This is a genomic window from Streptomyces sp. Ag82_O1-12, from assembly GCF_900182715.1.
GTDB lineage: Bacteria > Actinomycetota > Actinomycetes > Streptomycetales > Streptomycetaceae > Streptomyces > Streptomyces massasporeus.
In genome coordinates this window covers 7,577,863-7,598,828 of record NZ_FXUW01000001.1, presented here as the reverse complement: position 1 = coordinate 7,598,828, position 20,966 = coordinate 7,577,863, and the positions used below count along the sequence as shown (strand labels likewise).

Here is a 20,966-nt window from a genome sequence, read left to right as displayed (position 1 = left end):
TCCAGAATGTGGAGTTAGGCTAACCTAAATTAGGGTTGCCTAACTATCCTCGCGCCAGGCCCGCCACAGTCGTGCGTACCGGCCGCCCAGAGCCACCAGTTCCTCGTGCGTCCCCTGCTCCACGACGCGTCCCGCGTCGAGCACGGCGATCCGGTCCGCCGCCATCGCCTGGGTCAGCCGGTGCGCCACGAACAGCGTGGTCCGGCCCGCGCACGCGGCCAGCACGGCCCGCTCCAGCTCGGCGGCCCCCTCACTGCCGGCCTCGGCGGTCGACTCGTCGAGCACCACCACCGGCGCCCGACCCAGCACCAGTCGCGCCAGGGCGATCTGGGCGACCTTGGTGACGTCCAGACGCTCACCGCCCTCCCCGACCGGGGTGTTCAGCCCCTCGGGCAGCGCGGCGACCCAGCTCTCGGCGCCGACGGTGCGCAGCGCGTCCAGCAGCTCGGTGTCGGTGGCCCCGGGGGCGGACAGCCGCAGGTCGTCGGCGAGCGGGCCGGAGAAGACGTGCGTCTCCTGCGTCAGGATGCTGACCAGGGCCCGCGCCCCGGCCTCGTCCAGGTCGGCGAGATCGGTCGTCCCGATGCGTACCGACCCGGCCTGTGGGGTGCCGATGCCGGCGATCAGCGCGGCCAGTGTCGTCTTGCCCGCGCCCGTGGCGCCCACCAGGGCGAGCGACCCGCCGGCCGGGATCGTCAGGTCGACGTCCCGCACCACCGGCTCCTCGGAGCCCGGGTAACGGAACGTCAGCCCCTCGACCGTCACCGGGTACGCCCCGGGCCCGGCGGCCGTGACGGACTCGTCGCCGACCAGCCGCTCCTCGGCGCACTCCCCCAGCACCCCGACCAGGCGGGTCAGACTCGCGCCCGACTTCTGCGCCTCGTCGAAGGTGAACATGATGGCGCCGAGCGGGGTGAAGAGCCGGTGGAACAGCAGCGGGGCCGCCGACACCTCGCCCAGACTGGCCGCATCGGCTTCCAGCAGGGCGTACCCCACCACGAGGATCAGGACCAGGCCGATGAACTCGGCGCGGTTCTCCCGGCCGACGAACCGGCCGAAGAACCGGAACACCTCGATACCGAGCTCGCGCACCCGCCACGACTCGGTGGTGACCTTCTCGCGGAAGGCACCCTCCAGGCGGTACGCCCGGACGGTGTCGATGCCGTTCAGGCCGCTGATGAACGCCTGGGCACGGTCGGCCTGGGCCACGCGCTGCTTCCGGTAGAGCGGGGCGGACCGGGGCAGGTACCAGCGCAGCGCCAGCGCGTACGCGGGCAGCGCGCCGGCGCCGGCCAGGCCGAGCCGCCAGTCCAGGCCGAACATGCCGAGGGTCGCGATGACGACCAGGACGCCCGCCGAGAACACCGTGGGGACGGCCGTGCGGATGCCTTTGGAGATGACGGCGACGTCGTCGCCGACCCGGGAGAGCACGTCTCCCCGGCCGACCTGCTCGATCCGCGTGCTCGGCATGCCCAGCACCGCCCGGACGGCGCCCTCGCGCAGCCGCGCGAGCAGATCCGCGCCCAGCCGCCCGATCAGGTAGGTCGACACCGCGGTGGCCGCCGCGCCGAGCAGCGCGGCGGCACCGATCAGCACCCCGATCGTGACCAGGACCGAACGGTCCTCGCCCCTGACGACCCCGTCGACCACCCGGCCGAGCAGGAGCACCGGGAGCACTTGGAGCGCCGCCCCCGCGACCGTGGTGAGCACGGTCGCGGCGGTCAGGCCGGGCATCGCGCGGCAGTGGTCCGCGACCCATCGGGCGGCCTCACGGCCGGTCGTCGTGCGCAGGGTCGCCGGGGCGACGCGCGTGTCGGTGGCGCTCACCCCCTACTCGACCGACTTGACGAGCTCGTCGATCGCGTACGGCATGGACAGCAAGGTGCCCTGGGAGATGGCCGCGCCGACCGCGGGTCCCTCGCTGTCGAGCAGGTAGGACACGTTGCCCTTCTTGACCGCGTCGAGGTTGGCGAACAGCTTGAACTTCTTGAGCGCCTCGGTGTCGGCCTTGTCGTTGATGACGAAGATGTGGTCGACGTCGACGAGGTCGATGCGCTCGGGCGAGAGCTTGGTGTAGAAGTTGCCCCCGGCGACCTTGTCGATCCCGGTCTGATACTTGAAGCCGATGCCCGACACCAGCCGGCCGCGCACGTCGGTGGAGGTGAAGGGCGCCACCGAGTTCTCGTACCAGGACAGGGCGACAGCGGTCTGCTTGCCGAGTTCCGGGTGCTCCTTCTTGGCCGTGTCGAGCTGCCCCTGGATGTCGTCGACCATCTTCTGGCCCTCATCGGCCTTGCCGAGGGCCTTGGCGATGTGCAGGGCGTTGTCCTGCCAGGGAGCGCTGAAGGGCTCCTTCTCGCCCTTGGTGCGGGCCACCGTGGGGGCGATCTTGGAGAGTTTGTCGTAGGCGGCCTGGTCGATCTCGGAGTACACGGCGACGATCAGGTCGGGGCGAAGGGCCGCGATCTTCTCGTAGTTGGGGCCGGAGTCGCCGTTCTTCATGACGACCTCGGGCTTGGTGTCGCCCCACTTGTCCTTCACCCAGGGCCACTGGGTGTTGATGTCGGGGCTCTTGCCGGGCGGGTTCGGGTACTGGTCGACCATGCCGACGGGCTTGATGCCGAAGGCCAGGACGGTCTGGTCGTCGGTGTAGCCGACGGAGACGACCCGCTGGGGCGCCTTCTCGACCGTGGTGGACCCGAACGCGTGCTCCACGGTGACCGGGAAGTCACCGGCGGCCGCGGCCTGAGTGCCCTCGCCCTTGCCGTCCGCCGAGTCCGTCGAGCCGGAACCGCATCCCGCGAGGAGACCGACCCCGAGGGCGGCCGCGGACAGGACCGCCACCAGCCGCCGCCATGGCTTCCCGGGTGTCGTTCGATGGAGGAGCATCCACATCCCCTTGCTTTCGCGCCAGTTCGCTGCACCCTCGCCTAAGGGCAGGCAAACCTTATCGCGAGAGAATGAGGTTAGCCTAGCCTTACTAATGCTCCGCTGCGGGGATGTAGCCGGGCAGCACATGGGTGCGTCCGATCGGCACGATGAGCGGCCGGTCGCCGACCGGGTCGTCGATCACCCGGGCCCTCAACCCGAAGGCCTCGTCCAGCAGTTCGGCGGTGATGACGTCCCGCGGGTGCCCCTGCGCCAGGACCGTTCCCTCGCGCATCACCACGAGGTTGTCGCTGTAGCGCGTGGCCAGGTTGAGGTCGTGCAGCACCATGACGACGGTGCAGCCCGACTCGTGCAGGTCGTCCACGAGGTCCAGGACGTCCACGGCGTGCGCCAGGTCCAGATAGGTCGTCGGCTCGTCCAGCAGCAGCAGATCGGTGCCCTGGGCCAGGGTCATGGAGATCCAGACGCGCTGGCGCTGCCCGCCGGACAGCGCGTCGACCGGGCGGTCGGCCAGGTCGGACACGCCCGTCATGGCCAGGGCGCGCTCCACCACGTCGGCGTCGTCGGACGACCACTGCCGCAGCCAGCTCTGGTGCGGATGGCGGCCCCTGGCGACCAGGTCGGCCACGGTCAGCCCCTCCGGCGCGACCGGCGCCTGCGGCAGCAGGCCGAGCTTCTTCGCCACGTCCCGCGTCCTGAGCCTGCCGATGTCCTCGCCGTCCAGGACGACGGCTCCCTTGGCCGGCTTGAGCAGCCGCGACAGCGTCTTCAACAGGGTCGACTTCCCACAGCCGTTGGGGCCGATGATCGTAGTGATCACGCCGGGCGGTATCGCCACGTCGAGTTCGTCGATGACGACCCGGCCGCCGTAGCCGACCGTGACGCCTCGGGCTGCCAGCCGCGAGGTGCCGCCGACCGCGGCCTCGGTGACGGACTGTGCGACCACGGGTCCCCCCTTGCTTAGGTTCACCTGACTCTTGTACATCTACCGCAGGTTCGCCCGCACCAGCAGATGGACGAGGAAGGGCCCCCCGATCGCGGCGGTGACCACGCCGACCGGGAGCGAGACCGGCAGCGCCGTGCGCGCCACGAGGTCGGAGCCGATCAGCAGCAGCGCGCCCACCAGCCCCGAGGCCACCATCGGCGGTGTGGGGCAGCGCGCCAGACGCATCGCCACCTGCGGCGCCACCAGCGCGACGAAGGGCACCGGACCCGCCGCGCTCACCGCCACACCGGCCAGCAGCACCGCGCACAGCAGCAGCACCGCCCGCACCCTCGTGTACCGGACGCCCAGCCCCGCGGCCACCTCGTCGCCGAAGTGCATCGGCCTGAACTGGAAGGCGACACAGGAGACGACGAGCAGGAGGACGAGCCCGCACCACAGGGCCGTCCAGACCTCGCCCCACGAGCGGTCCTCCAGCGAGCCGACCAGCCACGCCTGGGCCCGGGCCACGTCCCGGATGTCGGCCGTGACCAGCAGCCAGGTCGTGATGGCCTCCATCACGGCGCTCACCGAGATGCCGATGAGGATGAGCCGGAAGCCGTCGATCCCGCGCCGCCACGCCAGGAAGTACACCAGCAGCCCCGTGCCGAGCCCGCCCGCGAGCGCCGCGGCCGACAGTCCCACGGAGTTGACGATCGCCGCGGCGGTCCCGCCCGAGACGGTCACCAGGAACACCGCGACGGCACTGGCGCCCGAGGTGATCCCCAGGACGTCCGGGCTGGCCAGCGGGTTGCGGGCGATGGACTGCGTGATCGCCCCGGACACCCCGAGCGCGACGCCCACGACGAGCCCGGCCAGGGCGCGCGGCATCCGCAGGTCCATGATGATGAACTGGTCGACCTGCTCGCCCCGTCCGAAGATCGTGGCGATCACCTGGGGGATGCCCAGGGGGAAGTCCCCGACGGCGATGGAGACGCAGAACACCAGGAAGGTCGCCGCCACGAGCAGCAGCGTCACGCTCAGGAGCCAGGGCCGCCAGACGAACGACACCCGGCCGAGCCGCACACCCGGCGGCAGTGACGGCTTCACCTCGGTCACGTTCATGCCTGCCTGAACTTTCCGCGCCACACGAGAACCGCGAAGAAGGGGGCGCCGAGCAGCGCCACGAGAACACCGGCGTCCAACTCGCCCGGCCGCACCACCAGTCGGCCGACGATGTCGCAGAAGAGCAGTACGACGGCCCCGAGCAGCCCGGCGTACGGCACGAGCCAGCGGTAGTCCGGGCCGGTCAGGTACCGGGCCACGTGGGCCACCATGAGGCCGAGGAAGGCGATGGGCCCGCACGCGGCCGTCGCGGCTCCCGCCAGCAGGGTGATGGCGGTGATGCCGACGGTCCGGCTCAGCGCGAGGTTCACGCCCAGGCCCCGGGCCACGTCGTCGCCCAGGTTGAGCAGGTTGAGGGAGGGCAGCGTGGTGAGGGCCAGCACCAGCCCGGCGCCGATGAACGCGGTCACCGGCCAGATGACGTCGAATCCGACACCGGCGAGGGAGCCGCCGTTCCAGAACCGCAGCGCGTTCAGCGACGCCTGGTTCGACAGCGCGACCGCGGTGGTCATCGCCATCAGGAACACCGTGATCCCCTGCCCGGCCAGCGCGAGCGTCAACGGGTTGCCGGCCCCTCGGCCGATGCTCGCGAGACCGAACACGACGACACCGGCGACGGCCGCGCCGAGGAAGGCGAACCAGACGTACTGGAACGGGTCGGAGAACCCGAACACGGCGATCACCGACACCACGGCGAACGAGGCGCCGGTGTTCACCCCCAGCAGGCCCGTGTCGGCGATCGGGTTGCGCGTGTACCCCTGGATCAGCGCACCGCCGACCCCCAGGGCGACACCCGCCACGATCCCGAGGACCGTGCGGGGCACCCGTACGGTCTCCACGATGAGCCGGATCTCGGTGAGCCGCTGATCGGACTCGGGGGCCGCGAACAGCCCGTGCCACACCTGGGTGGGAGTCAACGCGCGGGCCCCGACGGCCAGCGACAGCACCGTGGCGGTCACCAGGAGCGCCACGAGGATGCCCAGACCCGCCACGCGACGCCGCCGGGCCGGTGACGAGCCCCTAGTCGCGGGGCGTTCCACTGCAGCAGTCGTGCCCATGTCGACGTACGTTATCCCTTGCACAGTGGGCGAGTTGACCGGACGGTGCCTCGCGACCCGGATCGTGTCCGCACTTTCCCGCCGGTCCTAACGGGCCGCGCTGCCCGTGCCGTCGGCGAGCGTTCGCCTCTGGTCCGCGGGCTCGGCCACGCGGCCGAGGAGCGAGTCCAGGATCTCGCCCACCCTGATGGCGGTGTTGGAGAGCAGCGACGAGGTGATGCCGTGCGTGTGCTCCGTGCCGCCCTGCAGATAGATGCCGCAGTGCAGGGTGGGTTCGGTCACGATGCTCCAGTCGCGCTCCACACGCACCCGGCCCTCGTCGTCGCGCAGGCAGCGGTCGGCGACCTCGCCGAGCAGGCTCGTGGGGTCGACGGGGCTGTAGCCGGTGGCGAAGACCACGACGTCCGCTTCGAGGTCGGTGTCCTCGCCGGTGACGAGGGACGTGACCGTGGCGCGGACACTCGACGGCGACTCCTTGACGCCGGTGAGGCGGGAGACGTTGAGGAACCGCAGGCGCTCGGTGCCGAGGACCTTCTCCTGGTACGACTGCCGGTAGAGGTCGTCGATCAGGTCGATGTCCACCACGGAGTAGTTGGTGTTGCCGTGGTAGTCCATCAGCCGGCGCTTGACGTCCTCGGGGGCGGCGAAGTACTCGTCGACGGCCTGGGGGTCGAAGATCCGGTTGGCGAAGCTGCTGTCGTCGGCGGGGCTGTAGCCGTACCGGGAGAAGACGGCGCAGACCTCGGCCTCGGGGAAGCGGCGGTGCAGGTAGGCCACGTTCTCGGCGGCGCTCTGGCCGGCGCCCACGACGACGAACCGGGACGGCGAGGCGCCTTCCAACTCGTCGACTTTGGCGAGCAGTTCGGAGTTGTGCCAGACGCGTTCGCCGCGCTCCACGCCCTCCGGCATCAGGGGGCGCAGGCCGGTGCCGATGACGAGGTTGCGGGCCCGGTGGACCTCCAGGCCGCCGCCCGAGCGGACGGTCACCTCCAGGTACTCCACGACGCCGTCCCGGGTGACGGGTGCGACGCCGACGACCTCGTGGCCGTAGGAGACCATGTCGTCGACCTGGGCCGCGGCCCACTCGAAGTAGTCGTGGAACTCCACGCGCAGCGGGAACAGGTTCTTGTGGTTGATGAAGTCGATCAGCCGGCCCTTGCTCTGCAGGTAGCAGAGGAAGCTGTACTCGCTGGCCGGGTTCCGCAGTGTCACCAGGTCCTTGAGGAAGGAGACCTGCATGGTGGCGTCGTCGATGAGCATGCCGCGGTGCCAGCCGAAGCGGGGCTGCTGCTCGAAGAAGTGAGCGGTGACGGCCTCCTGCCTGCCGACGCGGTTGTTGTGCTCGCGGAGCGCGATCGCCATGGCCACATTGGACGGCCCGAAGCCGATACCGATCAGGTCGTGGACCGGTGGTGTGTCACCAGGAAGAACCTGCGACATGTCACTCCCATCGTGCGGGGCAGCCGCGTGTCAGGTGTGGAGGGAACGAAAGGCGGGCATGCCAACGAGGCGGCACACCAAGGAACTTAGGTGAGCCTAAGCTAAACGGGTTGAGGTGTCGACAGGGCAAAACGGACACCCCCCGGATCGGGCTTTGTCAACTGAGCCGCCCCGCAGGCCCGTTGCGAACTAAGGTAAGCCTTGCTTTACTTGCGTCGGCCACTGTCTTGCTCTGAGGAGGAACCCCATGCGGGTCGTCATGTTCGGTTACCAGACCTGGGGGCATCGCACCCTGCAAGCCCTCCTGGAGTCCGAGCACGACGTCGTGCTGGTCGTGACCCACCCCAAGAGCGAGCACGCCTACGAGAAGATCTGGAGCGACTCCGTCGCCGACCTCGCCGAGGAGCACGGCGTCCCGGTGCTGATCCGCAACCGCCCGGACGACGAGGAGCTGTTCGAGCGCCTCAAGGAGGCCGATCCGGACATCATCGTGGCCAACAACTGGCGCACCTGGATCCCGCCGCGCATCTTCGGCCTGCCGCGCCACGGCACGCTGAACGTGCACGACTCCCTGCTGCCGAAGTACGCCGGGTTCTCCCCGCTGATCTGGGCGCTCATCAACGGCGAATCCGAAGTCGGCGTCACCGCGCACATGATGAACGACGAGCTCGACGCCGGCGACATCGTCCGGCAGGAGGCGGTTCCGGTCGGGCCGACGGACACGGCGACCGACCTCTTCCACAAGACCGTCGACCTCATCGCCCCGGTCACCATCGGCGCGCTCGGCCTGATCGCCGCCGGCCAGACGGAGTTCACCCGGCAGGACCGCTCCCAGGCGTCCTTCTTCCACAAGCGCGCCGACGACGACAGCCGCATCGACTGGAGCTGGCCGGCCGAGGACCTGGAGCGTCTGGTGCGCGCCCAGTCCGAGCCGTACCCGAGCGCCCACACCTTCCACCGGGGCAGGCGGCTCGACGTCCTGGCCTCGTTCGTCTCCGAGGGCCGCTACGGCGGCACGCCCGGGCGCATCTTCTACCGCGAGGGCGACGGCGTGGTGATCGTCGCCGGCGCCGACGCCCGCACCGGACGCAACCGCGGCCTCGCCATCACGCGCGTACGCACCGAGGACGGCCGGGAGTTGCCCGCGGCCGAGTACTTCACCTCCATGGGCGGCTATCTCACCGACCGCCCCTGACGTGCCGGCCCCGGTACGGTCCCGGGGTCGGCCGGCATCCCGCCGCGCGGGCCCGGTCCGCGCGGCGGTGATCGCGCGCGCGATACCTCCCGCTTCCCCTTCCCAAGTAGCCGATTTACGACCGGCGTTCACAGCGGGGGCACGGCCGGGCTACCGTTCACGCATGACCCCGCCCAGCGTGCTGAACCTCAGCGCGTACCTGATGTACGCCACGGGAAAGGCCGCCCGCCGCACCCTGTCGGAGAAGCTCACCGCGAAGGGGCTGCGGTTGTGGCATCTGACCGTTCTGACCCTGGTCGCCGACCTCGGCGCGCAGCCCAAGGGCGTGCTGGCCGCCCGGCTGGACATGAACGCCAGTGACCTCGCGAGGATCGTGAAGGACCTCGCCGACGCCGGGCAGGTCGAGTGCGTCCGCAGCCTCACCGACCGCCGCCGCGTCGACGTCCGCATCACCCCGGAGGGCAGGAGTGCCCTCGACCACCTCAACGCCGACATCGCCTCCGCGGACGACGACATCCTGACGCCGCTGAGCGAGGCCGAGCGCGAGCAACTCGCCTCCCTGCTGCGGCGCGTGCACGCCCACCACGAGGCGACGGGCCCCGCCGCCGGGGCGCGGCCGGCGGTTCAGGCCCGCCAGGCGTAACGGCGTTCGGGCCGGCCGGTGGCGCCGTAGCGCAGGGACACCTCCGCGCTGCCCGTGCCGTGGAAGTACTCGAGGTAGCGGCGGGCACTGACGCGCGAGACGCCGGTCAGAGCCGCGCATTCGGTGGCGGACAGGGTGCCGTCCGCCTCGCGCAGGGCCCGTTCGACGAGTTCGGCGGTCTCCACGCTCATGCCCTTGGGCAGAGTGTGCGCCGGGGCGGGGACGAACGCCCCGGCCAGGACGCGGTCCACGTCCGCCTGCCCCCGCACCACCGTCGTGAGCAGCCGGCCCCGCTGGACGGCGTATCTCTCCAGCCGCAGACGCAAGTCCTCGAACTCGAAGGGCTTGAGGAGGTAGTCGACCACACCGCGGCGGACCGCGCCCCGTACGGTGTCGGCCTCCGTCGCCGCGCTGATGACCATGACGTCGCAGTCATGGCCCGCGGCGCGCAGCCGGGGTATGACATCGAGCCCGAAGAGGTCGGGCAGGTACAGGTCCAGCAGGATGAGGTCGGGGCGCAGCTCGTCGACCGCCTCGACGGCCTGCTCCCCCGTGTGGGCCGTGCCGACGACGCGGAACGGCCCGACGCGTTCGACGAACGCGCGGTGGACCCGGGCCACCATGAAGTCGTCGTCGACCACGAGGACGTCGATCGCGCCCGCCTTGTCGCTCGCCTCGGTCATGGGGCCGCTCCTTCCGCCACCGTGCCGGTGAGGTGGCTGACGGTCATGCGTGCGGTGAACACGGCCCCTTCGGGGGTGTTGGCCACCGAGATCTCTCCCCCGTGCCGTTCGCAGACCAGCTTGGTCAGGGCCAGTCCGATGCCGCGCTCGCCCTCGCGGGCGGCCTTGGTGGTGAAGCCGTGGGAGAACACCTCGCGGGCCAGCTCGGGAGCGACCCCGGGCCCGGAGTCGCGGACCGCGATCTCCACGCTGGAGGCGTCCTGGCGCAGTGCGACCTCCACCCAGGCGTCGTCCCGGGCGGCGGCGGCGTCGACGGCGTTGTCCACCAGGTTGCCCACCACGGTCGCCACATCGGCGGCGTCCTCCGGGGCGAGGCGCTCCAGCGCGGTGTCGTCCGAGATCCGAAGGCTGACCTTCCGCTCGGCCGCGAGGGACGCCTTCGCCATCAGCAGCGCGGCCACCGCGGTGTCCCGGACGCGGCGGCTGAGGGTGACGTCGAGGGACTGGCGGTGCCGGCTCAACGCCCGGATGTAGCGGACGACTTCGTCCTGCTCACCGATCTGGATCAGTCCGGAGATGGTGTGCAGCTGGTTGGCGAACTCGTGTGCTTGTGCGCGCAGCAGTTCGGAGGAGCTGCGGAAGGATCCGATCTCCCGCTCCAGCCGGGCCAGTTCGGTGCGGTCGCGCAGGGTGGTGACCGAGCCGAGAGGCCGGCCGTCCTTGGTGACGGTCATCCGGTTCATCACCAGGACCCGGCCGTGGCGGACGACGACCTCGTCGCGCTCGCCGGCGGCCGTGCCGGACAGTACGTCGCGCAGCCGCCCGTCGATGCCGAGGCCCGTGAGGCTCTGGCCGACACAGTCCTCGGGCAGGTCGAGCAGCCGACGGCCCATGTCGTTGACGAGGGTGAGCCGGTGCTGCGGGTCCAGGGCGATCACCCCCTCGGCGATCCCGTACAGCATCGCCTCCCGGTGCTCGGCGAGCCCGGCGATCTCGCCCGGCTCCAGCCCGAGGGTCTGCCGTTTCACCCGTCGCGCGAGCAGCCAGGAGCCGGCGACGCCGAGTCCGCTGGCGATGCCCAGGTAGGCGAGCAGGTAGGAGGAGGCGCCGTTGAGCCGCTGCCACACCGTCGGATCGGCCTCGCCGATCATCACGGTGCCGAGGATCCGGCCCAGGTTCTCCTGCGTGGCCCCGAGGACGGGCACCTGGGCGGCCAGCTCGCGCTCGCCGTCCAGGGTCAGCTGCCCGGACCAGCCGCGTCCGCGGGCGGTGCCCGGCCCGAGCCGCATCCGCTCCCCGACGACCGTGGGGTTCGTGGAGCTGACGATCCGCCCGGCCCCGTCGGCCACCGACACCGACGTCACCCCCGACTGGGCCTGCGTGGCGAGCACCAGCGGGGCGAGCGCCTCGCCCGGCGCGGGGCGCACCAGCTGGCTGCGGACCAGGGGGTTGGCGGCCAGCTGTTCGGCGAGCGCGCTCACCCGGCGTCCCTCGACGCGGTTGAAGGTGGCCTGCGACTGGGCGAGGGAGACCGCGGCGACAGCCAGCAGCACCACCACCACGATGGCGAGCTGGAGCACCAGCATCTCGCCCGCGAGCGAATGGCGACGAAAGGTGGCGACCACGACGAACTCAATCTCCGATGCCGCCGCGAGGGGGGCGGCTCATGTGCCGAGCCGCACCATCATGACGCCCACCAGCCGAAATCGAAAGAGAGCTGTCAGCGCCCGCCCGGCTTGGGGCCGATGCCCCGCATCTCCCTGATCGTGCCGCCGAGCTTCGCGCGGAAGGACTCCAGCAGTGCCGGTTTCACGCTGACCACCCAGCGCGTGCCGACGAGGTACTTGCCACCGTAGACGCGTGCCTCCTCCAGCCAGGTCTCCTTGTACTTCTCCTCGGGGAAGGTGGTGATGAGGTAGTCGGCCTTCTTGGTGTGGCACAGGCCCTGGCGCAGTTCGTCGGCGTCGATGCGGATCTTCGCCTTGCAGCCGGTCAGCCCGGCGATCACCTCCACCTTGGCCGGTGCGACGACTCCGGCGGCGGGGGCGGCGGTCACGCTCGGTGCCGCCTTGCCGCCGTTCGCGCCTTTGCCGTCGCCGCCGCAGGCCGTGACCAGGGGGAGGACGATCAGGGCGCCGGCCGTCGCGAGGGCGCGCGGCCGGAGGGCGCGGGAGGGGGTGCGGCGGGGGGATCGTGCGGTCGGTTGCTGCTGGGACACGTCGCCTCTCCGGGTGCGCTGTTTCGGCAGGTGTTCGACAGGAGTACGCACAGGTCCGGGCGGGCGTTCACGCCTCACGCGGCCTCCTCCACCGCCTCGCCCCGCGTTCCGTCGGCCGGTCCCGCGAACTGGGTGCGGTACAGCTCCGCGTACCGCCGCCCCGCCGCCAGGAGTTCCTCGTGCGTGCCCCGCTCCACGATCCGGCCGGCCTCGACGACCAGGATCTGGTCGGCCGCGCGGACGGTGGAGAGACGGTGGGCGATCACGACGGCGGTCCGGCCCTCGAGTGCTTCGGTGAGGGCTTCCTGGACGGCGGCCTCGGAGGTGTTGTCGAGGTGGGCGGTGGCCTCGTCGAGGATGACGACGCGCTGGCGGGCCAGCAACAGCCGGGCGATGGTCATGCGCTGGCGCTCGCCGCCGGACAGGCGGTAGCCGCGTTCGCCGACCACGGTGTCGAGGCCGTCGGGCAGGGACCGCACGAGGTCGTCGAGGCGGGCCCGGCGCAGGGCGTCCCACAGGTCGTCCTCCGTGGCCTCGGGGCGGGCGAGCAGGAGGTTGGCGCGGACCGTGTCGTGGAAGAGGTGGCCGTCCTGGGTGACCATGCCGAGGGTCTGCCGCAGCGACCCGGCCGTGAGGTCGCGGACGTCGACGCCGCCGATGCGCACGGCGCCCTCGTCGGTGTCGTACAGGCGCGGCATGAGCTGTGCGATGGTCGACTTGCCCGCTCCGGAGGAGCCGACGAGCGCCACGGTCTGGCCCGGTTCGGCCCGGAAGGACAGGCCGTGCAGGACCTCGTCGCCGCCCCGTTTGTCGAGGGCCGCGACCTCTTCCAGGGAGGCCAGGGAGACCTTGTCGGCGGCGGGGTAGCCGAAGCGGACCCGGTCGAACTCGACCGCAACGGGGCCGTCGGGCACCGGGCGCGCGTCCGGCTTCTCCTCGATGAGGGGCCGGAGGTCGAGCACCTCGAAGACCCGCTCGAAGCTGACCAGGGCGCTCATCACCTCGACGCGCGCCCCCGCGAGCGCCGTCAGCGGCGCATAGAGCCGGGTCAGTAGCAGGGCGAGCGACACGACCGCGCCGGGTTCCAGGGCGCCGCGCAGGGCGAACCAGCCGCCGAGGCCGTAGACGAGGGCCAGGGCGAGGGCGGAGACCAGGGTGAGAGCGGTGATGAAGGCAGCCTGGGCGGTCGCCGTCCGGATCCCGATGTCCGCGACCCGACGGGCTCGTTCGGCGAACTCCCGTGACTCCTCCTCGGGACGGCCGAAGAGTTTGACCAGGGTGGCGCCGGGGGCGGAGAACCGCTCGGTCATGCGGGTGCCCATCGCGGCGTTCAGCGTCGCCGCCTCCCGCTGCATCCGGGCCATCCGGCTGCCCATCCGCCGGGCCGGGATCACGAACACCGGGAGCAGCACCAGGGCGAGCAGGGTGATCTGCCACGACAGCGTGAGCATCACCGCGAGCGTGAGCAGCAGCGTGACGACGTTGCTGACCACTCCGGAGAGGGTGTTGCTGAACGCGCGCTGGGCACCGATGACGTCGTTGTTGAGCCGGGAGACGAGGGCGCCCGTACGAGTGCGTGTGAAGAACGCGACCGGCATGCGCTGCACATGGTCGAAGACGGCGGTCCGCAGATCGAGGATCAGATGCTCCCCGAGCGTCGCCGACAGTCTCCGGCCGAGGATGCCCAGCGCCGCCTCCGCCACCGCGATCAGCGCGATGAGCAGGGCCAGGCGTACGACTCTGCCCTCGTCGCCCTCTTTCACGATCGTGTCCACGACCCACCCGGCCAGGACGGGTGTCGCCACGGCCAGCAGGGCGGTGCCCACGCCGAGCAGGACGAAGAGGGCGATGCGGCGCCGGTGCGGGCGGGCGAACGCGCCGATGCGGCGCAGGGTCGCCAAGGCGAAGGGACGGCGGTCCTGTTCGGCGTTGATGACGCTGTGCAGCTGTGTCCACGCTGTGGTCTCCATGCTCATGGAAGCGACCATAGAACCTCAAGCAATCTTGAGGTCAAGGAGCTCGCACATTTCCCCGACATCCCGCACAATCAGCCCGATCCCCCTCTTCCCCGTCCCTCCGCTCAAAGGCCCCGATGACGCTCCCCACCCAGCCGCTTCCCGCGCGCAATCCCCAGTCCCCGCTCCCGCAACCCGCAGTTGGCACGGCCTGGACAGTCTCTTCAGACGTGACAGCGGTACAACTCCCCGAACTCCGCCCGGGACGACTCCCCCGTCGCGTCCCGGTCCGCCGCCTGCGGCAGATCCTGTGTCTGCTCCCGCTCCTGCTCGTGACCGTGGTCGCGGTGCAACACCGGTCGGTACTGGCCGCCGGTTTCGCGCATCTGGGCACCGCCGAGTGGCCCTGGCTGCTGGCCGCGGCCGGCGCGACCTGCCTGACCTGGGTCGCCGCCTCCTGCACCCGGCAGGGCGCGGTCGTCGAGCGGCTGCCCCGACGACGGCTGCTGGCCACGCAGTTCGCGGCCGGCGCGGCCAACCACCTGCTGCCGACCGGGCTGGGGGCGAGCGCGGTCAACCTGCGGTTCATGACCGTGTGCGGGCTGCCGCTCGCCCGCTCCTCGGCGGCCCTCGGCCTGTACCTGCTCGCCGAGAGCATCGGCCGGGTGGCGCTGCTGGGTGCCCTGCTCGTCGCGTTCCCCGACGCGCTGCGGCTCGGCGCGCTGGTGCCGGAGACGGCGTTCGGCCCGCTGCTGGCCGGCGTCGCGGTGGTGCTCGTGATCGCCGTGACCGTGCTCGCCCTGGTGCGGCGGCTGCGCTCGGCCCTGGTGTCGTTCCTGCGGACGGCGCTCGGCGAGGCGCGTACGGTGCACACCCGTCCGGCCCGGGCGCTGGCGCTGTGGGGCGGGTCCTTCGCCTTCCCCGCCCTGCAGGCGTCCGTCCTGGTGCTGGTGGGGCGGGCCCTGGGGCTGGACGTTCCGGCCGCGCACATGGCGGTGGCCTACCTGGCGGCGACGGTCGCCGTCGCGCTGGTGCCCACACCCGGCGGCATCGGCTCGGTGGAGGCGGCGCTCGTCATGGCGCTGGTGGCGGCGGGCGGCCCGGCCACGGTGGCCACCGCGGTGGTCCTGGCCTTCCGGGTCATCACCGTCTGGCTGCCGCTGGTGCCGGGCGCGCTGACGCTGGCGGCGCTGGTCCGGCTGAAGGTGATCTGATCTGATCCGGGTTCCGGCTGAAGGTGATCCGACCCGGGTGGCGTGCCGATTCCGTCACGCGGAAGGGACTTCACCATGCCGGTGTCGTCCTGGACCAGGAGTGCCTGGACGAACCGGCCGCGCCGCACGCCGAGTTCCGGCATGGCGCGGGCGTCCTCGCCGAGAGCCTCGAAGGAGCCGCCCGGTTCGCCTCGGGCGAGGGCCGGCACGGGTCGTTCACGGGCCTGTGAGCGAGCCGGGCGTGACGGCGCGTCATGTGCAGTAACTCACCCTTCGCTCACCCCCGTCTCCGGTACGGAACCCCGTACGGGATACGGCAGGATGAACGATCGTGCCGACCGCGGGTCAGGGTGGTCGGGCACCTTCGGACATCCCGGAAGACGAGCAGGTGACGACGTGACGAGACTTCACATCCGGCCGCCGGTGGCGGCGTTCGCGGCAGCTCCACGCCCCGGAGGTGACCGGTGAACCGGGCACTCACCGTGGACGATCTGCTGTTCGCCGGCATCGCCCTCGGCTCGGGCCTGCTGACGGCGTTCGCGCTGCGCATCCTGCTGCGCTGGCTGGGCGGGCACGCCGACCGCACCCGCTGGACCGGCGACGACGTCATCGTGCACGCGCTGCGGGCCGTGGTGCCCTGGGCCGCGGTCGTGGGCGGCGTGGCAGGCGCGGCGGCGGTGCTGCCGCTGACCCGCACGGTGCAGCACACCACCAACCAGGTGCTCACCGTGCTGCTCATCTTCGTCGCCACGGTGTCGGCGGCCCGGGTCGTGACCGGGCTGGTGCGCACGGTCACCCAGTCCCGCTCCGGGGTCGCCGGTTCGGCCACGATCTTCGTCAACATCACCCGGATCCTGGTCCTGGCGATCGGCTTCCTGGTGGTGCTCCAGACCCTGGGCATCTCCATAGCGCCGCTGCTCACCGCCCTGGGTGTCGGCGGTCTCGCGGTGGCGCTGGCGCTTCAGGACACCCTCGCCAACCTCTTCGCGGGCATCCACATCCTTGCCTCCAAGACGGTCCAGCCCGGCGACTACATCAAGCTCAGCAGCGGCGAGGAAGGCTACGTCGAGGACATCAACTGGCGGCAGACGACGATCCGCAACCTGTCCAACAACCTCATCGTGCTCCCCAACGGCCAGCTCGCGCAGGCGAACATGACCAACTTCATGCGCCCCGAGGAGCAGCTGACCGTCCTGGTCCAGGTCGGGGTGGCCTACGACAGCGACCTGGAGCACGTGGAGCGGGTCACCAACGAGGTCATCGCCGAGACGATGACCGAGGTCGAGGGCGCGGTGCCGGACCACGAGCCGATCATCCGGTTCCACACCTTCGGCGACTCGCGCATCGGCTTCACCGTCATCCTGGGCGTCGGCGAGTTCAGCGACCAGTACCGGATCAAGCACGAGTTCATCAAGCGCCTGCACAAGCGCTACCGCGCGGAGGGCATCCGCATCCCCGCCCCGGCCCGCACGGTGGCGCTCCAGCAGGGCGCGGTCGCCATCCCGCAGCAGCGGACCGGCGCGATCGAGCCGGGCGGGCTGAGCACCGCCCGGTTCGACTGAAAGCTGAGCACCGCCCGGTTCGACTGAAACTCGCCGGGGCGGACCAGGGGCGCGCTCGGCCGAGGCACGCGGGCCCGGCCGAGCGCGCCCCGGTTCGTCAGAGCGTCGCGGAGTTCTCGTGGTGGTGGCTGTCCCTCCGGTCGCGCGGCGTCGAGAGGGACGCGTTCACCGGCGTCACCGTCCAGTCCGGGTGCCCCGGCATCCGCGGCGTCTTCGTGCCGTACAGCCAGTCCCGAAGGAAGCCGGTGAGGTCCTGGCCGGAGACCTCGGAGGCGACGGCGATGTAGTCCTGCGTGGAGGCGGAGGAGTCGCGGTACCGCTCCAGGAACGCACGCTCCAGGGCCGTGAAGGCCGCCTCGCCGACCTGCTGCCGCAGCGCGTACAGCACGAGCACGCCGCCCAGATAGCGCTGGCTGTCGAACAGGTTGGCCGCGTTGGGCGCCGCCACCGGCCCGGAGTCGCGGCGCCACTGGTCGCCCTGGGCGTAGGTGTGCTTCATGCGGGCTTCCAGCGTGGTCAGGCCCAGCGAGTCCGCCCAGCCGCGCTCGTAGCGGTACAGCAGCCCGTAGAAGTCGGCGTGGCCCTCGTTCAGCCACAGGTCGGCCCAGGTGGCGGGGCTGACGCTGTTGCCGAAGTAGGAGTGGACCAGCTCGTGCATCATGTGCGAGCCGATCTTGCTCTCCTCCTGGAGGAGGTAGTTCGGCTTGTAGAGCGTGAGGGTCTGGGTCTCCAGGCCGGTGAAGTCGAAGGCGTTCGAGGCGTCGTTGTTGCAGGGCAGCAGGCCGTACGTCTCGAAGGGGTAGGCGCCGAGCCGCTGCTCGACCCACGCCACCAGGGCCGGGGTGAGCGCGAGGGCGGGCTCCAGGGCGGCGGCCCGGGCGACGGGGACGACGTCCCGCAGCGGGAGGCCGTGCGGGCCCTGCCGGTCCTTGATCACGTAGTCGCCGACGGTGATCTGCACCACCTCGGTGGCGATCGGCGAACGGGAGCGGTACGTGTACGCGGTCCGGTCGCCGGACAGCTGCTCGGTGCGTACCAGCCGGCCGCTGGCGACGCCCCGCAGCCCGGCGGGCACGGTCAGACGGAAGGTGAAGTCGGCCTTGTCGGAGGGGTGGTCGTTGCAGGGGAAGACGGTGTGCGCCACGTCCGGCTGACCGCACACCGCGAACCCGTCCGGGGTGGCCACCCAGCCGCCGGCGGGCGGCGGGATCCGGCGCGGGTCGGCGCCGTAGCCCACGGACACCGTGGCCCGGGCCTTCGCCGCGAGCGGGCGGGCGGGAGTGATCCGCAGCTTCCCGGCCACCTGCTCGAAGGCGGCCGTGCGGCCGTCGACGCGGACCGAGCGTATGTCCAGGCCGAGCGCGTCCAGGGAGAAGCGGCTCAGGGCCTGGGCGGTGCGGAGGGTCAGGGTCGCGGTGGCCTCGACGAGCTTGGTCGTGGCGTCGTACGCGAAGTCGAGATGGTAGGCCGAAACGCGGTATCCGCCATTGCCCAGGGCCGGGTAGACGGGGTCACCGAGGGTCTCGGAGCCCGGCCCGGCGCCGGTCCTGCCGGCCGCCTGGGCCGGAACCCCCGTGGTCAGAGCCGCCGCCGTGCCGAGAAGGGCAACTGCCGGGGCCGTCACTCTGGTGCGATATCTCATGGTCCGCCTTCGCTCGGACGGCCGGGTGGTCAGGTCCGGCCGCGGCTTGGAGTGAGTGATCTCTCTCCAGGACACGGGAACGAGGCGATCGGTTGCACGAAACTGGTCGCGGACCCCTGTCGAGACGAGGTCGATCACGAGATATCTTGATGTCGAGCAATGTTGCAGACGTGGAGCGGAGCACCCGGTGACTGACTCGACCATCATCTATACGCACACTGACGAGGCCCCCGCCCTGGCGACGTATTCCTTCCTGCCGGTGGTCCGGGCGTACGCGTCGCAGGCGGGTGTCGCCGTGGAGACCCGCGACATCTCGCTGGCCGGACGCATCATCGCCGTGTTCCCGGAGTACCTGACCGAGGACCAGCGCATCCCGGACGCCCTCGCGGAGCTCGGTGAGCTCGCCAAGACGCCCGCCGCCAACATCATCAAGCTGCCGAACATCTCGGCGTCCATCCCGCAGCTCAAGGCCGCCGTCGCCGAGCTGCAGGGCCAGGGCTACGCCCTCCCGGACTACCCGGACGACCCGAAGACCGACGAGGAGCGCGAGATCCGCGCCCGCTACGACAAGATCAAGGGTTCCGCCGTGAACCCGGTCCTGCGTGAGGGCAACTCGGACCGCCGCGCCCCCGCCTCGGTCAAGAACTACGCCAAGTCCCACCCGCACCGCATGGGCGCCTGGACCGCCGAGTCCAAGACCAACGTGGCGACCATGGGCCAGAACGACTTCCGCTCCACCGAGAAGTCCGTCGTGATCGCCGAGGACGGCGCGCTGCGCATCGAGCTGGTCGGCGACGACGGCACCACCACGGTGCTGCGCGAGTCGGTACCCGTGCTCGCCGGCGAGGTCGTCGACGCCTCCGTGATGCGCGTCGCCGCGCTGCGCGAGTTCCTGACCGCGCAGGTCGCCAAGGCCAAGGCCGAGGGCGTGCTGTTCTCGGTGCACCTGAAGGCGACGATGATGAAGGTCTCCGACCCGATCGTCTTCGGCCACGTGGTGCGCGCCTTCTTCCCGAAGACGTTCGCGCAGTACGGCGACAAGCTCGCCGCGGCCGGCCTCACGCCGAACGACGGTCTGGGCGGCATCTGGAAGGGTCTGGACGCCCTGCCGGAGGGCGCCGAGATCAAGGCCTCCTTCGACGCCGAGCTCGCCGAGGGCCCGGAGCTGGCCATGGTCGACTCCGACAAGGGCATCACGAACCTGCACGTCCCCTCGGACGTCATCGTGGACGCCTCCATGCCGGCCATGATCCGCACCTCCGGCCACATGTGGGGCCCGGACGGCAATGAGCACGACACCCTCGCGGTCCTGCCGGACTCCTCCTACGCGGGCGTCTACCAGGCCGTGATCGAGGACTGCCGGGCCAACGGCGCCTTCGACCCGTCGACCATGGGCACGGTGCCGAACGTCGGCCTCATGGCGCAGAAGGCCGAGGAGTACGGCAGCCACGACAAGACCTTCGAGGTCCCCACCACGGGCACCGTCCGCCTGGTCGACGCGAGCGGCACCGCGCTCATCGAGCAGGCTGTCTCGGCCGGTGACATCTTCCGCGCCTGCCAGACCAAGGACGCGCCGATCAAGGACTGGGTGAAGCTGGCCGTCACCCGCGCCCGCGCCACCGGCGACCCGGCGGTGTTCTGGCTGGACGAGACCCGCGCGCACGACGCCAACCTGATCGCGAAGGTCAACACCTACCTCGCCGAGCACGACACCGAGGGCCTGGACATCCGGATCCTCAACCCGGTCGAGGCCACGAAGCTGTCGGTGGAGCGCATCCGCCGCGGCGAGAACACGATCTCGGTCACGGGCAACGTGCTGCGCGACTACCTGACCGACCTGTTCCCGATCCTGGAGCTGGGCACCAGCGCCAAGATGCTGTCGGTCGTCCCGCTGATGGCGGGCGGCGGCCTGTTCGAGACGGGTGCGGGCGGCTCGGCGCCGAAGCACGTGCAGCAGCTGGTCAAGGAGAACTACCTGCGCTGGGACTCCCTGGGTGAGTTCTTCGCCCTGGTGCCGTCCTTCGAGCAGCTCGCGAAGGTGGCGGGCAACGCCCGCGCCCAGGTCCTGGCCGACACCCTCGACCGCGCCACGGCGACCTTCCTCGAGGAGGACAAGTCCCCGACCCGGCGTGTCGGCGGCATCGACAACCGCGGCAGCCACTTCTACCTGTCCCTGTACTGGGCGCAGGAGCTGGCCGGGCAGAGCGACGACGCGGACCTGGCGAAGGCCTTCGCCCCGCTCGCCGAGACGCTCGCCGCGAACGAGCAGAAGATCGTCGACGAGCTGAGCGCGGTGCAGGGCAAGCCGGTCGACATCGGCGGCTACTACCAGCCCGACCCGGCGAAGGCCGCGGAGGCCATGCGCCCGTCCACCACGTGGAACGAGGCCCTGGCGTCCCTGAGCTGACGCTCCGGGCCCC

16 protein-coding genes and 1 pseudogene are annotated in these 20,966 nt (G+C 71.2%); 6 read left to right on the top strand and 11 right to left on the bottom strand.

Annotation, left to right across the window (positions count from 1 at the left end; translation table 11 throughout):
- Positions 1–39: 39 nt before the first annotated feature.
- From QOL88_RS34620 to QOL88_RS34595, 6 genes are all read right to left on the bottom strand, one after another.
- Positions 40–1,827 (bottom strand): ABC transporter ATP-binding protein, encoded by a 1,788-nt coding sequence (locus QOL88_RS34620; RefSeq protein ID WP_097222168.1) that lies wholly within the window; start codon positions 1,825–1,827, stop codon positions 40–42.
- Between the two features lie 3 nt (positions 1,828–1,830).
- Positions 1,831–2,889 (bottom strand): iron-siderophore ABC transporter substrate-binding protein, encoded by a 1,059-nt coding sequence (locus QOL88_RS34615; protein ID WP_097223317.1) that lies wholly within the window; start codon positions 2,887–2,889, stop codon positions 1,831–1,833.
- Between the two features lie 91 nt (positions 2,890–2,980).
- Positions 2,981–3,835 carry an ABC transporter ATP-binding protein gene (locus tag QOL88_RS34610; RefSeq protein WP_097222167.1) on the bottom strand — a complete coding sequence of 285 codons (855 nt, stop codon included), beginning with the start codon at positions 3,833–3,835 and terminating at the stop codon, positions 2,981–2,983.
- 39 nt (positions 3,836–3,874) lie between these two features.
- Positions 3,875–4,936 carry a FecCD family ABC transporter permease gene (locus QOL88_RS34605; RefSeq protein ID WP_097222166.1) on the bottom strand — a complete coding sequence of 354 codons (1,062 nt, stop codon included), beginning with the start codon at positions 4,934–4,936 and terminating at the stop codon, positions 3,875–3,877.
- Entirely contained in the window at positions 4,933–5,994 is a 1,062-nt protein-coding gene (locus tag QOL88_RS34600; protein WP_097222165.1) for a FecCD family ABC transporter permease, read from the bottom strand. Before QOL88_RS34600 ends, QOL88_RS34605 begins: the two co-directional genes overlap by 4 nt.
- Before the next feature lie 87 nt (positions 5,995–6,081).
- Entirely contained in the window at positions 6,082–7,434 is a 1,353-nt protein-coding gene (locus QOL88_RS34595) for a lysine N(6)-hydroxylase/L-ornithine N(5)-oxygenase family protein (RefSeq protein WP_097222164.1), read from the bottom strand.
- A 247-nt stretch (positions 7,435–7,681) separates the two neighbouring features.
- On the opposite strand from QOL88_RS34595, the gene QOL88_RS34590 reads away from it, so the two are divergent.
- Positions 7,682–8,629, top strand: a complete 948-nt coding sequence (locus QOL88_RS34590) for a methionyl-tRNA formyltransferase (protein WP_097222163.1) — start codon at positions 7,682–7,684, stop codon at positions 8,627–8,629.
- A 163-nt stretch (positions 8,630–8,792) separates the two neighbouring features.
- Positions 8,793–9,272 carry a MarR family winged helix-turn-helix transcriptional regulator gene (locus tag QOL88_RS34585; RefSeq protein WP_097222162.1) on the top strand — a complete coding sequence of 160 codons (480 nt, stop codon included), beginning with the start codon at positions 8,793–8,795 and terminating at the stop codon, positions 9,270–9,272.
- Here the strand turns inward: QOL88_RS34585 and QOL88_RS34580 are convergent.
- From QOL88_RS34580 to QOL88_RS34565, 4 genes are all read right to left on the bottom strand, one after another.
- A complete protein-coding gene (locus tag QOL88_RS34580; RefSeq protein WP_097222161.1) occupies positions 9,254–9,955 on the bottom strand; it encodes a response regulator in 702 nt (233 codons plus the stop codon). The two genes, QOL88_RS34585 and QOL88_RS34580, sit on opposite strands and share 19 nt — an antisense overlap.
- Positions 9,952–11,580, bottom strand: coding sequence for a sensor histidine kinase (locus QOL88_RS34575; protein WP_097222160.1), 1,629 nt, complete (start codon positions 11,578–11,580; stop codon positions 9,952–9,954). Before QOL88_RS34575 ends, QOL88_RS34580 begins: the two co-directional genes overlap by 4 nt.
- Positions 11,581–11,675: 95 nt before the next feature.
- On the bottom strand, positions 11,676–12,173 hold the full coding sequence (locus QOL88_RS34570) for a hypothetical protein (RefSeq protein WP_097222159.1): 498 nt from the start codon (positions 12,171–12,173) through the stop codon (positions 11,676–11,678).
- Positions 12,174–12,247: 74 nt separating this feature from the next.
- A complete protein-coding gene (locus tag QOL88_RS34565) occupies positions 12,248–14,143 on the bottom strand; it encodes an ABC transporter ATP-binding protein (RefSeq protein WP_097223316.1) in 1,896 nt (631 codons plus the stop codon).
- 215 nt (positions 14,144–14,358) lie between these two features.
- On the opposite strand from QOL88_RS34565, the gene QOL88_RS34560 reads away from it, so the two are divergent.
- From QOL88_RS34560 to QOL88_RS34550, 3 genes and pseudogenes are all read left to right on the top strand, one after another.
- Positions 14,359–15,342, top strand: coding sequence for a lysylphosphatidylglycerol synthase transmembrane domain-containing protein (locus tag QOL88_RS34560; RefSeq protein WP_373559329.1), 984 nt, complete (start codon positions 14,359–14,361; stop codon positions 15,340–15,342).
- Between the two features lie 86 nt (positions 15,343–15,428).
- Positions 15,429–15,572, top strand: a pseudogene (locus tag QOL88_RS34555) (crotonase/enoyl-CoA hydratase family protein); the annotation flags it as partial.
- 234 nt (positions 15,573–15,806) lie between these two features.
- A complete protein-coding gene (locus tag QOL88_RS34550) occupies positions 15,807–16,904 on the top strand; it encodes a mechanosensitive ion channel family protein (RefSeq protein ID WP_179879039.1) in 1,098 nt (365 codons plus the stop codon).
- A 97-nt stretch (positions 16,905–17,001) separates the two neighbouring features.
- On the opposite strand, the gene QOL88_RS34545 is transcribed toward QOL88_RS34550, so the two are convergent.
- Complete coding sequence (locus QOL88_RS34545; protein WP_097222158.1) at positions 17,002–18,546, bottom strand: M1 family metallopeptidase; 1,545 nt, start codon at positions 18,544–18,546, stop codon at positions 17,002–17,004.
- Positions 18,547–18,733: 187 nt separating this feature from the next.
- Here QOL88_RS34545 and QOL88_RS34540 point away from each other — a divergent pair, with 187 nt between their 5' ends.
- Positions 18,734–20,953: an NADP-dependent isocitrate dehydrogenase gene (locus QOL88_RS34540; protein WP_097222157.1), complete on the top strand. Its 2,220-nt coding sequence runs from the start codon at positions 18,734–18,736 to the stop codon at positions 20,951–20,953.
- The last annotated feature ends 13 nt before the right edge of the window (positions 20,954–20,966 follow it).

Excerpts from the sequence above, each read along its gene's own strand:
- QOL88_RS34615 (WP_097223317.1), bottom strand. The coding sequence starts at position 2,889 with ATGCTCCTCCATCGAACGACACCCGGGAAGCCATGGCGGCGGCTGGTG.
- QOL88_RS34595 (WP_097222164.1), bottom strand. The coding sequence starts at position 7,434 with ATGTCGCAGGTTCTTCCTGGTGACACACCACCGGTCCACGACCTGATC.
- QOL88_RS34600 (WP_097222165.1), bottom strand. The coding sequence starts at position 5,994 with ATGGGCACGACTGCTGCAGTGGAACGCCCCGCGACTAGGGGCTCGTCA.
- QOL88_RS34545 (WP_097222158.1), bottom strand. The coding sequence starts at position 18,546 with ATGAGATATCGCACCAGAGTGACGGCCCCGGCAGTTGCCCTTCTCGGC.
- QOL88_RS34565 (WP_097223316.1), bottom strand. The coding sequence starts at position 14,143 with ATGGAGACCACAGCGTGGACACAGCTGCACAGCGTCATCAACGCCGAA.
- QOL88_RS34580 (WP_097222161.1), bottom strand. The coding sequence starts at position 9,955 with ATGACCGAGGCGAGCGACAAGGCGGGCGCGATCGACGTCCTCGTGGTC.
- QOL88_RS34585 (WP_097222162.1), top strand. The coding sequence starts at position 8,793 with ATGACCCCGCCCAGCGTGCTGAACCTCAGCGCGTACCTGATGTACGCC.
- QOL88_RS34590 (WP_097222163.1), top strand. The coding sequence starts at position 7,682 with ATGCGGGTCGTCATGTTCGGTTACCAGACCTGGGGGCATCGCACCCTG.
- QOL88_RS34605 (WP_097222166.1), bottom strand. The coding sequence starts at position 4,936 with ATGAACGTGACCGAGGTGAAGCCGTCACTGCCGCCGGGTGTGCGGCTC.